12 protein-coding genes are annotated in these 12,162 nt (G+C 70.9%); 6 read left to right on the top strand and 6 right to left on the bottom strand.

The window, feature by feature from the left end; genetic code table 11:
- Positions 1-161 precede the first annotated feature (161 nt).
- From ACQPXS_RS29100 to ACQPXS_RS29115, 4 genes are all read right to left on the bottom strand, one after another.
- Positions 162-1,436: a glycosyltransferase gene (locus ACQPXS_RS29100; RefSeq protein WP_433452199.1), complete on the bottom strand. Its 1,275-nt coding sequence runs from the start codon at positions 1,434-1,436 to the stop codon at positions 162-164.
- A 52-nt stretch (positions 1,437-1,488) separates the two neighbouring features.
- Positions 1,489-2,043, bottom strand: a complete 555-nt coding sequence (locus tag ACQPXS_RS29105) for a tetratricopeptide repeat protein (RefSeq protein WP_433452200.1) — start codon at positions 2,041-2,043, stop codon at positions 1,489-1,491.
- Positions 2,044-2,294: 251 nt separating this feature from the next.
- Positions 2,295-2,717: a hypothetical protein gene (locus tag ACQPXS_RS29110; protein WP_433452202.1), complete on the bottom strand. Its 423-nt coding sequence runs from the start codon at positions 2,715-2,717 to the stop codon at positions 2,295-2,297.
- A gap of 111 nt (positions 2,718-2,828) precedes the next feature.
- Positions 2,829-4,040 (bottom strand): pyridoxal phosphate-dependent aminotransferase, encoded by a 1,212-nt coding sequence (locus ACQPXS_RS29115; RefSeq protein WP_351799027.1) that lies wholly within the window; start codon positions 4,038-4,040, stop codon positions 2,829-2,831.
- A 281-nt stretch (positions 4,041-4,321) separates the two neighbouring features.
- Here ACQPXS_RS29115 and ACQPXS_RS29120 point away from each other — a divergent pair, with 281 nt between their 5' ends.
- The 3 genes from ACQPXS_RS29120 (at position 4,322) to ACQPXS_RS29130 (ending at position 6,756) form a co-directional block, all read left to right on the top strand.
- Entirely contained in the window at positions 4,322-5,107 is a 786-nt protein-coding gene (locus tag ACQPXS_RS29120; protein WP_433452204.1) for a hypothetical protein, read from the top strand.
- Between the two features lie 172 nt (positions 5,108-5,279).
- The gene (locus ACQPXS_RS29125; protein ID WP_433452205.1) at positions 5,280-5,408 is read left to right on the top strand and encodes a hypothetical protein; all 129 of its coding nucleotides are present in this window, start codon (positions 5,280-5,282) and stop codon (positions 5,406-5,408) included.
- 502 nt (positions 5,409-5,910) lie between these two features.
- Positions 5,911-6,756: a trypsin-like serine peptidase gene (locus ACQPXS_RS29130; RefSeq protein ID WP_433452206.1), complete on the top strand. Its 846-nt coding sequence runs from the start codon at positions 5,911-5,913 to the stop codon at positions 6,754-6,756.
- Here ACQPXS_RS29130 and ACQPXS_RS29135 read toward each other — a convergent pair.
- Positions 6,753-8,372 (bottom strand): N-acyl-D-amino-acid deacylase family protein, encoded by a 1,620-nt coding sequence (locus ACQPXS_RS29135; protein WP_433452207.1) that lies wholly within the window; start codon positions 8,370-8,372, stop codon positions 6,753-6,755. The genes ACQPXS_RS29130 and ACQPXS_RS29135 overlap by 4 nt on opposite strands.
- Positions 8,373-8,401: 29 nt before the next feature.
- Positions 8,402-9,685, bottom strand: a complete 1,284-nt coding sequence (locus tag ACQPXS_RS29140) for an amino acid deaminase (protein ID WP_433452208.1) — start codon at positions 9,683-9,685, stop codon at positions 8,402-8,404.
- A 176-nt stretch (positions 9,686-9,861) separates the two neighbouring features.
- Between ACQPXS_RS29140 and ACQPXS_RS29145 the strand changes: the two genes are divergently transcribed.
- Genes ACQPXS_RS29145 through ACQPXS_RS29155 form a run of 3 tightly spaced genes read left to right on the top strand, consistent with a single transcriptional unit; the run spans position 9,862 to position 12,069 of the window.
- Positions 9,862-10,884: a sugar kinase gene (locus tag ACQPXS_RS29145; protein WP_433452210.1), complete on the top strand. Its 1,023-nt coding sequence runs from the start codon at positions 9,862-9,864 to the stop codon at positions 10,882-10,884.
- The gene (locus tag ACQPXS_RS29150; RefSeq protein WP_433452211.1) at positions 10,881-11,642 is read left to right on the top strand and encodes an IclR family transcriptional regulator; all 762 of its coding nucleotides are present in this window, start codon (positions 10,881-10,883) and stop codon (positions 11,640-11,642) included. Before ACQPXS_RS29145 ends, ACQPXS_RS29150 begins: the two co-directional genes overlap by 4 nt.
- Before the next feature lie 16 nt (positions 11,643-11,658).
- A complete protein-coding gene (locus ACQPXS_RS29155; protein ID WP_351799047.1) occupies positions 11,659-12,069 on the top strand; it encodes a RidA family protein in 411 nt (136 codons plus the stop codon).
- The last annotated feature ends 93 nt before the right edge of the window (positions 12,070-12,162 follow it).

The raw sequence follows: 12,162 nt of genomic DNA on the forward strand, positions 1-12,162 counted from the left end.
AGCCGCGGGCCGCTGCCTCGACGAAGTCCGAGAACGCCTTCGGCGCCACCTTGAAGGCGGCCGCGCCACCACCCGCAAGCTGAAGTAACGCCTACTGCCGGACGCTCTAAGGCGCCCGGTGGAACCTCACGGTCCACCGGGCGCCTGCTGTCTCGGGCGGCCTAGACGAGCAGCTTTCCGCCGTGCCGCGCGGTCCCGTCCTTCATCGCGATGAGGTTGGCGACCACGTACGAGATGTCGTTCTTGGAGTGCCACTCGCTCGGGAAGTAGGTGACCAGCCGCGACGACTGGAACCGGGCCTCCAGGTCCGGCACGAAGGTGCGGTACTGGTCGTCCGTGTAGTACCAGAACGAGTTCTCGTTGTAGTAGGCGGCGTGCGTCGGGTCCTGGTAGGCGCCGCGGCCGTCGGAGCTGGGCGTCATGGTGAGGAGCATGCCACCGGGCGCCAGCAGCCGGTACAGCTCGTTGATCAGCGGCACCTTCGCGGGCACGTACTCGAGGAAGTCCACCGCCCGCACCAGGCCGACGGAGTCGTCGGGCAGGTCCAGCTTCCCGGGCAGGGTCGCGACGATGTCGACACCCTCTCCCGGCCGCCGGTCCACGCCGACGTAGCCCGGCGGCTTCCGGTGGGCCGCGCCGAGGTCCAACGCGATCAGCCCGCGCCGGTAGGTCCATGCGAGGGCGTTGGCCTCGATGTACTTGTCGTACAGGGCGACCGTCTCGCGCTGGATGTGCGCGTTGATCTCCGGGTCGCTCTGGGTGTTCCCGGGGTGTACCCGCTGGAGGTAGAGGCAGCGGTTGATGTGGTGGAAGTCGCCGAGGTGGAAGAGGCGGCACATCAGGTCCTGGTCGTCCAGCACCGTACGCTCGGGGTCGTACCCGCCGGCCTTCTCGTAGCTCTCCTTGCGGAACGCCCGCACGTGGTTGGGTGCGTACCAGATGTAGGCGACGTTGTGCGGCGTCGGTGCGAGGGAGATGACCTGCAGCAGCTTGCGGCCGTCGACGTTCACCTCCTCGTACTGCCAGCCGAACGTCTCGTCGAAACGGCTGTCGTCCCGACCCCCGTCCTCGGCGATCTGCGCGGTGTTGCTGTAGACGAAGACGGCGTCGGGATTTTCGTCGAACGCCTTGCCGACCTCCGCCAGGCACGACTTCGCCATCAGGTCGTCGTGGTCGAGTTCCACCAGGATCTCGCCGCGCGCCAGTTCACAGGCCCTGCGCTTCGCAGCCCCTACGCCGTTCACGTTGTCCGCGATCTCGATGCGGACGCGGTCGTCGGGCCGCTCCGGCCGCCACCGGGCGCCGTTGTTGAGCAGGACGATCCACTCCCAGTCCGAACAGGTCTGTGCCTGCAGGGTTGCCAGGCACTCATCGAGGAAACGGGGCCGGTGGCTGGGGGTGAAGACGGAGAACCTCGGTGTCGCGGTCGACGTCATCTGTTGCTCCCTGCTTGGCTCGATGTCGGTGACAGAGTTGAGGAGTCGGGAATCATCGGAATTCCGCCGGCACTTGGGAACTCAGTGAGGGATCGGCGGCGATCGCACGACGGAACTCGTCCGCGGCGTCCTTGGCACGGTTCTGCCGCGCTCGGATTCGTCCGAGGTGCAGATGTGCCGGGCCGGCCTTGGGCTTGGCGGCGATGACACGCTTCAGGAGTTCGCCGGCCCGTTCGCGATCGCTCGACTCCAGCAGAAGCGCCTCGTTGAAGAGAGCCGACGTGAACACCGGGTCGATGTTCAGGGCCTTGTCGTAGTCCGCACGGGCATCGGCCGCCCTGCCGGCCTGGTGCGCCATGACTCCCAGGTTGTACCAGGCGTACTTGTTCTGCGGGTCCAGCCTCAGGACGCGCCGGTACGTACGGTCGGCCCCTTGGGCGTCGTGATTCTGCTGCTGCGCAATGCCGGCCTGCAACAGGATGTCGGCATCCTGCAGGTTCTGGTCCGCCGATGACCGGGCCTTGGAATCCGGAGGCGCTGCCGAGTACGAATGAATGGCCCACGATGTCACTCCGGTGGCAACTGCAGCCGTAGTGAAGAGCCCCACCAACAATTGCCTATGTTTCACTTTGTCATATCTCGTGGAATAGTGAGGGACGATGGGGTGTCGAAGTCCGAACCACCGTCATTTCCACCGACGTTACGAGGCAGTGGTGGTGCGGCCGCCTTTTGGCGGCCACTTGGCGTGTGCAGTCCACCCGAATGTACGCGTCGCGCGCACGAAAAAATGGCGCCCGGTCCGCGCGTCGCTGCGGGTGCACGCGGACCGGGGCCGTCGAGGTGATCCCGGGGGAGGGATCAGTGGGCCGCGCTGAGGTCCTTCGGGTCGGCCAGTGCGGCGGTGTGTGCGTCCATGCGTTCGGCGGACAGGATCGCCGCCGCCGTATCGGCGCGGGAGGCCGCGACGACGAGGGCGCGACCGGCGAGGGTGTGGGCCCGCTCGTGCAGGGCCGCCAGTCGGGGCTCGGGAGCGGTGCCGGTCGTGCGGGCCGGCGTTCGGCCGCTCCGCAGCCGGGCCACCTGCTCGGCGAGCCGCTCGGCTGCGGTGTCCAGATCGGCCGACGGGGTCAGCCCGCGCAGCTCGTCGGTCACGGCGAGCAGCGCGGCGAGGTGGCCGGCGAGCTGGATGTCCAGCTCCTCCTCGCGCGACCGGTGGGGGAAGTCGGAGGCGGTGTCGGCCATCGTGCTGTGGACCGACTTGGTGCGGATCGGTTCGTACATGGGGATGGCCTCCTGTGCTCTGACAGGAAACCATCCTAGCTTGGATTTCGTCTAAAGTTGAGTCGGGTCACGGAATGACGTCCACCGACTACGGCCGGCTGCACCCGTCGCCTACGGCTGGCTGTATCCGTCCAGGAAGTTCCCGATCCGGCCGACCGCGTCCCGGAGATCGCCGACCGACGGCAGGGTCACCACCCGGAAGTGATCCGGCTCGGGCCAGTTGAAACCCGTGCCCTGGACGACCATGATCTTCTCCTGGCGCAGCAGGTCCAGGACCATCTGCCGGTCGTCCTTGATCTTGAAGACCTGGGGGTCGAGGCGCGGGAAGAGATACAGCGCGCCCTTCGGGCGGACGCAGCTCACGCCCGGGATCTGCGTCAGCAGCTCGTACGCCGTGTCCAGCTGCTCCTTCAGCCGCCCGCCCGGCAGCACCAGGTCGTTGATCGACTGCCGTCCGCTGAGCGCGGCGACCACCCCGTGCTGTCCCGGCATGTTGGCGCACAACCGCATGTTCGCCAGGATCGTCAGGCCCTCGATGTAGGAGTCGGCGTGGGCGCGCGGGCCGGAGATCGACATCCAGCCGACCCGGTAGCCGGCCACCCGGTACGCCTTCGACATGCCGTTGAAGGTGAGGGTGAGCAGGTCGGGGGCGATCTTCGCGGTCGGGGTGTGCGTGGCGCCGTCGTAGAGGATCTTGTCGTAGATCTCGTCGGAGCAGACCAGCAGGTTGTGCCGGCGGGCGATGTCGGTCAGGCCCTTCAGCATCGCCTCGTCGTACACCGCGCCCGTGGGGTTGTTGGGGTTGATGATGACGATGGCCTTGGTGCGGTCGGTGACCTTGCGCTCGACGTCGGCGAGGTCGGGCATCCAGTCGGACTGCTCGTCGCAGCGATAGTGCACCGCCGTACCGCCGGAGAGGGAGACGGCCGCCGTCCACAGCGGGTAGTCCGGGGCCGGTACGAGGACCTCGTCGCCGTCGTCGAGAAGCCCCTGCATCGCCATCACGATCAGCTCGGAGACGCCGTTGCCGATGAAGACGTGCTCGACGTCCGTCTCGATGCCGATGGTCTGGTTGTGCATGACGACGGCACGGCGGGCCGCCAGCAGGCCCTTGGCGTCGCCGTAGCCGTGTGCGGTGGAGACGTTGCGGAGGACGTCCTCCAGGATCTCCGGGGGGCACTCGAAGCCGAAGGCGGCAGGGTTGCCGGTGTTGAGCTTGAGGATGCGGTGTCCCGCCGCCTCAAGCCGCATGGCCTCTTCGAGAACCGGGCCCCGGATCTCGTAACAGACGTTGGCGAGCTTGGTCGACTGGATCACCTGCATGTCGTGAGCTTACGGCGCGCACATGCCTCATGAGTCGTGTTTTCCGCCACGTGAGACACGGCGATTTGCCCGGATATCGCCGATGGCTGTCTCAGGGGCCACTTGCGTCCCTAGAATGCTGTGCCGCTCCGCCGGGTCGGGCCGGTACGGCGGGGTTGTCAGGGGGTGGGCCCGAATGGGTGGCTTGTGTGCACAGCGAGGCGGAGTGGGGCGGGATGCACGGAGAGACGGGGACGGACGACAGACGCGGACCGGGTGAATCGCCCCGGGTGCCGCCGAACGTGTCGTACGCGCAGCCGGTCGAGCAGACGCCGCATGTGATCGAGCAGACTCCGCATGTGTACGACACCGAGACGGGGCAGGCGGCACTGCCCGACGCCGGTCACGCGCCGTCGGCCTCGCCGAACGTGTACCTCCCCCAGGCGGACTCCGCTCCGGCCTACGACGAGTACGCCGACCCCGCCGCCGCCCACGGCTGGACCAGCGCCTACGACGAGACCCGCGAGCTGCCCGCACAGGCCGCGCCGAGCGAGCCGACCGGGGCGGCGGAGCCGGCCGAGCCGACGGGGGCGAACGAACCGGCCGAGCCGATCGGCATGTCCCGGACCGGCGAGGGGCGGGCCGCTCGGCGGCGCGCCGAGCGGCGCACGGGGGGCCGCCGCCGGGTCGTGGCCGTCGCCGGGGCGCTGGGTGTGGCCGGCGCGGTCGCGGTGATCGCGGCCGTGGCGGGCGGCTCGGGTTCCCCCGCCTCGGACGGGCCCGGTCCGGACGGCGGCACACACGCCGTCGTCGGCGACTCCGCCACCGCGAGCCCCCGTACGGACGCCGGCTCCTCGGCCGCCTCGACGACCGCCCCCGGCGCCTCCTCGGCCTCGCCGTCCCGCTCGTCCGCCTCCCCGTCCCAGGGGAAGGCGAGCACCGGCCCGGCCGGCTCGGCCCCCGCCACGACCTCCGCGACGGCCGGCGCCCCCACGCCCACCGCGACCACGGCGGACCCGCCCACCTCCACGTCCGCCTTCCCCAGCGGCCGGGGTCACGGCCACGGCGCCACCAAGCGCCCACGCTGACCGCTGACGGCCCTCCGCCTAGGCCGACGTCGACGCCTCCCGCGTGTACGTCGGCCCGTGTGTCCGGCAGGCTTCCGCATCCCGCTGATGCCGTGCGCGCGCTTCCGCCACGGCCGATGTCGATGCCTGCGGTGTGCGCGACGGCCTGTGTGTGCCGGGGTGCGGCTCCCTCATGGCCGACGTCGCCTTCCGCGTGCGCGTCGGCCTGTGTGTCCGGCAGGTCTTCCGTATCCCGCTGGTGCCGTGGGCGCGGCCCGCACTGTGTCCGGCGTCGGCGGACGGCAGGGCGGCGGACGGCTGAAGACGGGCTGCGCACTTTTTCAGCCAACCGTGGTCTGCGGGCGGCCGCCTGGCGCTGGGTGAGCTGGACGAGCGGCTCGACCGCGTCCACGGCGCCCGGACGCTCCGCGAGCCGGCGGTCGCCTCACGTGGGCTGCCCGAGCCCGGGCACAGGGACTCCCTGGTGGTGGACCGGGCGCCCACCTCGCGTTTCACCCTCGGCGTGTTCCGCAGGTGTGGGGCCCGCGGAGTGGGGCGGCCGTGTGCCTCACGTGTCGTCATCAAGGGCCTGGCTCTGTTCGGCGTCGTCATCACCAAGCCGAAGCCCGCCGGGAAGTAGCCGGAGCCAGCCTCCAAGTCGCCAGGGTTACGGGGGAGTTGCATTGGCCTCTCCGCACAGGGAAACCCCTACGACCTGACCCCGCTTCTTGTTCCCGTCCCCTTGATGTGCTGAAGATGTGCATGACAAACGAGCGGGCGGCCGGAACACTCCGGTCGCCCAAGTCGTCAGAGGGGACCCCCACATGAACAAGCCTCTCCTTGCCGCACTCTCCTCCCTGGCCATAGCCGGCCTCGGCGCCACCCCCGCGGTCGCCGCACCGCACACCGCAGAGCCCGCCGCCAAGCCCGCCGCGGTGACCGTCAACTTCGCCGGTACCGTCGCGCTCAGCAACTGCTCCGGCTCCGTCATCCGCTTCCCCGACTCGGCCGACAGCGACCCCGCGCTCGTGCTGACCAACGGCCACTGCCTGGAGACCGGCTTCCCGGACCCCGGCGAGGTCATCACCGGACAGTCCTCCAGTCGCTCCTTCGGCCTGCTGAACGCCTCCGGCAGCAGGGTCGCCACCCTGCGCGCCAACCAGGTCGTCTACTCGACCATGACGGACACGGACGTCACGATCTACCGGCTGACCACCACCTACGCGCAGATCAAGAGCGCGTACGGGATCAGCCCGCTCACCGTGAACGACACCCACCCCACCGCCGGCTCCGCCATCAAGGTCGTCTCCGGCTACTGGAAGCGGACCTACAGCTGCAGCATCGACGGGTTCGTGTACCGGCTGAAGGAGGGCGACTGGACCTGGAAGGACTCGGTCCGCTACACCTCCTCCTGCAACACCATCGGCGGTACCTCGGGCTCCCCGGTGATCGACACCTCCACTGGCAAGGTCGTCGCCGTCAACAACACCGGCAACGAGGACGGCGAGACCTGCACGGAGAACAACCCGTGCGAGGTGGACGAGAGCGGCGACGTCACCATCCACCAGGGCATCAACTACGCCGAGGAGACCTACCAGATCCCCGCCTGCTTCACCACGGGCAACAAGCTGAACCTCGGCGCGGCCGGCTGCACCCTGCCGAAGCCCTAGGCCGTACGGCGGACGGACCGGCCCGCGAGCACGTCCGTCCGCTTCCCGTCCTCGATGACGAACCGCCCGTCGACCAGGACGTACGGGATACCGGTCGGCAGCGTGCGGGGCTCGGCGAAGGTCGCGCCGGGCGCCACCGTCCGCGGGTCGAACAGCACCAGGTCGGCCCGGTAGCCCTCGCGCACCAGCCCCCGGTCCGGCAGCCGCAGCCGGGCCGCGGGCCGGGACGTGAGGTGGGCGACGCATTCCTCCAGCGACAGGATCCCCAATTCGCGTACGTAGTGGCCGAGATAGCGCGGGAAGGTGCCGTAGGCGCGCGGATGCGGCTTGTCGCCCCGCAGGATGCCGTCGGAGCCACCGGTGTGGGTGCGGTGCCGCATGATCGTGCGGACGTTGTCCTCGTGGCCGACGTGCTGCAGGATCGTCGTACCGAGCCGGTCCTCGACCAGCAGCCGGCGGGCGGTGTCCCACGGGGTCTCGCCGCGCAGCCCGGCCGCCTCCCGGACGGTACGGCCCACCAGGTCGCCGAGCGCGGGGTCGCCGACCGCGTCGGTGACGCCGGAGATCTCGATCGTCTCCCACTCCACCGGCACGCCGTGACAGCCGTCCGAGCCGGTCACCTCCAGGTCGTGCCGGATCCGCGCGGCCGTCGCCGGGTCGGTGAGCCGCGCCAGGACCTCCTCGGGGCCGCCCTCGCTCGCCCAGCTCGGCAGCAGCGCGGCCAGGGTGGTGCAGCCGGGCGTGTAGGGATAGGTGTCCAGCGAGATGTCGGCACCGGCGTCCAGCGCCTCGTCCAGCAGGGCCAGCAGCTCCGGCGCCCGGCCCTCGTTCACGCCGAAGTTCATCGTCGCGTGGGCCAGATGCAGCGGACACCCGGCCTCCCGCGCCAGGGCGACCATCTCGGCGTACGCCTCAAGAGCGCCGGCGCCGTAGGAGCGGTGGTGCGGGCAGTAGTAGCCGCCGTACGACGCCACCACCCGGCACAGCTCGGTCAGTTCCGCGTCGGGGGCGTACATGCCGGGCGTGTAGGTCAGCCCGGAGGACAGCCCGACCGCGCCCTGCTCCATCCCCTCCGCGACCAACCGCCGCATCCGGTCCAGCTCTTCGGGGGTCGCCGGGCGGTCCTCCCAGCCGACGGCGAGCGCGCGGACCGTGCCCTGGGGGATGAGATAGGCGGCGTTGACGGCGATGCCCCGGTCGAGCCGGTCCAGGTACTCGCCGACCGACCGCCAGTCGAAGTCGATGTCGTCGCCGTACCCGTTCCACCCGGTGATCGCCCGCCGCACCTCCTGAAGCGTGCGGTCGTCGACGGGCGCGTACGACAGCCCGTCCTGCCCGAGGACCTCCAGCGTGACCCCCTGCGCCGCCTTCGCGCTGTGGTCGAGGTCGCGGAGCAGGGCGAGGTCGGAGTGGGCGTGCATGTCGATGAAGCCGGGGGAGAGGACCAGGCCCTCCGCGTCCAGCTCCCGCATGGCGCGCGGGCGCTGGCAGCCCGCCGCGGCGGCCTCCTTGACGATCGACACGATCCGGCCGCCGTCGATCACCACATCGGCCCGGTACGACGGTTCGCCGCTGCCGTCCACGACGTCGGCGTCCCGGATGACCAGGTCCTCCATGCCAGGCCTCCTGATGTCCCTGATGTCGTCTAGAAGAAGGTGCGGATGTATTCGACGACCGTCCCGTCGGCCTCGGCCACCGGGATCAGCTGCCACTTGTCGAACGACGTGCACGGATGGGACAGACCGAGCCCGATCCAGTCGCCGACCCGGACGTCCGCACCGGGTTCCGTGCGCAGCCAGGCGTGCTGGTCGGACAGGCCGGTCACGGTGATCCCGTCGGCCGGGCGCTCGGCACCGTTCCGGCGTACCACCTGGGCGGTGGGCAGGTCCAGGTCGTAGGCCGCGTCGCGTTTGCCCGCGTTGGCGAAGGCCTGCTCGGGGGTGGGCCGGGAGACGACCTGCGCCCACAGCCGGAAGGCGGGCTCCAGGGCCCCCTCCTCGGGAACGCGGGTGAAGGGCGTGAGCCTGCGGTAGTGCCCGTCGTCGTGCGAGACGTACGCCCCCGAGCGCAGCAGCTTCAGCACCGGCAGGGAGAGCTCGGGGATCTCGGCGAACACCTCGGCCACCGCGTCGAACCAGGCGCTGCCGCCCGCGCTCACCACGATCTCCCCCGCGTCCTTGAGGAGGCCGGTCCCGTCGAGGTCGGCGGCGAGCGCCACCAGCCGCCGCAAGTACGACCGCACCCGCTCCGGATCGGCCTGCGGGACCTCGCCCTCGTACCCGGCGACCCCCACGAGCCGCAGCGTCCGGGTTCGGGCCACCGCCTCGGCCACGGCGCGGGCCTCGGCCTCCGTGCGCACGCCGGTCCGTGCGCCGTCTCCGGCGCCCAGCTCGACGACGACGTCCAGGGGCCGCGCGCAGCCGTTGAGCGCCGCGTCCATCAGCTCGACGCCGTGCACCGAGTCGACGTAGCAGACGAACCGGAAGTCCGGGTCGGCGGCGAGTTCGGCGGCGATCCACCCCAGCGCCGGGGCGTCGACCAGCTCGTTGGCGAGGAAGACCCGCTGGATGCCGAACGCCCGGGCGACGCGCACCTGGTGGGGCACCGCCAGCGTGATGCCCCAGGCGCCGTGCTCGATCTGGCGGTGGAAGAGCTGCGGGGCCATGGAGGTCTTGCCGTGCGGGGCGAAGGCGAGGCCGTGCCGGGCGGCATACGTCTCCATGAGCGCCAGGTTGTGCGCGAGCCGCTCGGCGGAGAGGACGAGGAGGGGCGTGGTGAAGCCGCCGCCTGCGCCTGCCGCTGCGAAGAGCTTGCGGCGCTGGGCGGCCAGCTCGCCGACCGTGAGGCCGTCGGCGTCCGGCGGGAGGCCCTTGAAGCGGTGGTCGACGCGTTCCTCGGCCAGCCGGGCGAGCGCTTCGCTGCTGCTCATGGAGCCCCTCTCTCAGTCGTTGCAGGAGTTGCAACGGCCATTGCATGTATTGCCAACTGGTGTCTAGCATCTCGCCGACATCGGGTCAACGGAAACCGTCGCCCGGGTATCGGACAGGAGTCATCATCAACGACGCTGCTTACGTCTCGACCGTTGCGCACGACACGGTTCCGTTGGTGGACGTCGTGGCGCTCGGCGAGTCCATGGTCACCTTCCTGCCCAGCCGGCCGGGCCGCCTCGCGGACGTGCCCTCCTTCGACCGTGCCATCGGCGGGGCCGAGTCCAACGTGGCCTGCGCGCTGGCCGCCGCCGGGCACACCGCCCGCTGGGTCGGCCGGGTCGGCGCGGACGGCTTCGGCGACCACCTGGTGGAGCGCATCGCCGGGTACGGCGTCGACGTCACGTCCGTATCCCGTGACCCGGCCCGCCCCACCGGCGTCTACTTCCGCACGGCCGTCGACCGGGGAACGGGCGTGCACGAGGTCGCGTACTACCGGGCGGGCTCGGCGGCGTCGGCGATGTCGGTGACCAACGTGGATCTGCCGGCCGTACGGGCGGGGCGGGTTCTGCATCTGTCCGGTATCACGGCTGCGCTGTCCCGGGAGTGCGGAGCCCTGATGCGGACGCTGACGGAGGCCCGCCCGGGGCGCCCGTTGCTGTCCTTCGACGTGAACCACCGCCCGGCCCTGTGGCCCACCCCCGAGGGCCCGCTGACGCTGCTGCACCTGGCCCGCCGGGCGGACATCGTCTTCGTCGGCGAGGACGAGGCGGAGGAGGCCTGGGGCATCACCGGCGGCCCGGAGGCGATCCGAGCGGCGCTTCCGGAGCCGGGGGTGCTGGTGGTGAAGCAGGGCGAGAAGGGCGCGACGGCGTTCGAACGGTGCCGGCGCACCGCGACCCCGCCCACCTTCGAACCCGCCCTCCACGTGGACGTCGTGGCGACCACCGGCGCCGGGGACGCCTTCGCCGCCGGCTTTCTCTCCGGGACCCTCCGCGACCTCCCGCTGAGGGCGCGCCTCCGGCTCGGTCACCTCTTCGCCGCGGCAGGCCTCACCGTCCCCGGCGACCTGGCCACACCCCCCGCCCGGGACCACGCCGACCGCCTGACCGCCCTGGACGACACCGCATGGGGGAGACTTCGACTCGCCCCCGGCTGGACGCAGGCCGAGCGGGCCACACAGGAGGCGAACACCCCATGAGCCAGACCGTAGACCGCGCCCTGAGCATCCTGCCGCTCCTGGCGGAGGGCCCGGCCGACCTCGGCCGGGTCGCCGACCGGCTCGGCGTCCACAAATCCACGGCACTCCGCCTCCTGCGCACCCTGCACGAGCACGGCCTGGTCTACCGCCAGTCCGACCAGCGCTACCGCCTCGGCGCCCGTCTCTTCGCCCTCGCCCAGGAGGCGATGGAGAACCTCGACATCCGCGAGATCGCCCACCCCCACCTCATGCGGCTGAACGAGGCCTGCGGGCACACCGTGCACCTCGCCGTGTACGAGGAGGGCGAGGTCCTCTACATCGACAAGGTGGACAGCCGCTACCCGGTCCGCATGTACTCGCGGATCGGCAAGCCCGTCGCCATCACCGTGGCGGCCGTCGCCAAACTGCTCCTCGCCGACCTGCCCGAACCCGAGCGCCGCGCCCTCGCGGACAAGCTCGACTACCCCCTGTACACGCCCCGTTCCACCCCCAACGCCCCCGCCTTCCTGCGGGAGTTGGAGAAGGTACGCGAACAGGGCTGGGCCGCCGACCTCGGTGGTCACGAGGAGTCCATCAACTGCGTCGCCGCCCCCATCCGCGGCGCCGACGGCCGTGTGGTCGCCGCGATGTCGGTGTCCGCTCCGAACGTGGTCGTCACCGCCGAGGAACTCCTCACCCTGCTCCCGCAGGTCCGCCGCACCGCGGACGCGATCAGCGGCGAGTACTCCGGAAGAACGCCAGTAGGTGACCCCGAATGACAGACGAGGACCGTGCATGACCGAGAAGACCGCCCTCACCCCGAAGACCCACACCACCCCGCCCGCCAAGTTCTCCCACGGCGTGCGGAAGGGCAACATCCTCCAGGTCGCCGGCCAGGTCGGCTTCCTGCCCGCCGAGGAGGGCAAGCCCCCGACGCCGGCCGGTCCCACCCTGCGCGAGCAGACCCTCCAGACCCTCGCCAACGTCAAGGCGATCCTCGAAGAGGGCGGCGCGAGCTGGGACGACGTGATGATGATCCGCGTCTATCTGACGGACGTGGACCACTTCGCCGAGATGAACGAGATCTACAACGCCTACTTCGAGGAGCAGGGCCTCACCCAGCCGCCCGCCGCCCGGACCACCGTCTACGTCGGTCTCCCGGCCGGCCTCCTCATCGAGATCGACGCGCTCGCCGTCCTCGGCTGACGGCCGACTGACGTCCCCTCACCCTCCGCACCGCCGTCACGGCACGGCGGCCCCCACCCCCGGGCCGCCGTGCCGCGATCCCCCCTGCCCGAA

The organism is Streptomyces sp. CA-142005 (genome assembly GCF_050942335.1).
GTDB lineage: Bacteria > Actinomycetota > Actinomycetes > Streptomycetales > Streptomycetaceae > Streptomyces.

Excerpts from the sequence above, each read along its gene's own strand:
- ACQPXS_RS29135 (WP_433452207.1), bottom strand. The coding sequence starts at position 8,372 with ATGGAGGACCTGGTCATCCGGGACGCCGACGTCGTGGACGGCAGCGGC.
- ACQPXS_RS29140 (WP_433452208.1), bottom strand. The coding sequence starts at position 9,685 with ATGAGCAGCAGCGAAGCGCTCGCCCGGCTGGCCGAGGAACGCGTCGAC.
- ACQPXS_RS29115 (WP_351799027.1), bottom strand. The coding sequence starts at position 4,040 with ATGCAGGTGATCCAGTCGACCAAGCTCGCCAACGTCTGTTACGAGATC.
- ACQPXS_RS29110 (WP_433452202.1), bottom strand. The coding sequence starts at position 2,717 with ATGTACGAACCGATCCGCACCAAGTCGGTCCACAGCACGATGGCCGAC.
- ACQPXS_RS29125 (WP_433452205.1), top strand. The coding sequence starts at position 5,280 with ATGGCCGACGTCGCCTTCCGCGTGCGCGTCGGCCTGTGTGTCCGGCAG.
- ACQPXS_RS29130 (WP_433452206.1), top strand. The coding sequence starts at position 5,911 with ATGAACAAGCCTCTCCTTGCCGCACTCTCCTCCCTGGCCATAGCCGGC.
- ACQPXS_RS29150 (WP_433452211.1), top strand. The coding sequence starts at position 10,881 with ATGAGCCAGACCGTAGACCGCGCCCTGAGCATCCTGCCGCTCCTGGCG.
- ACQPXS_RS29155 (WP_351799047.1), top strand. The coding sequence starts at position 11,659 with ATGACCGAGAAGACCGCCCTCACCCCGAAGACCCACACCACCCCGCCC.
- ACQPXS_RS29100 (WP_433452199.1), bottom strand. The coding sequence starts at position 1,436 with ATGACGTCGACCGCGACACCGAGGTTCTCCGTCTTCACCCCCAGCCAC.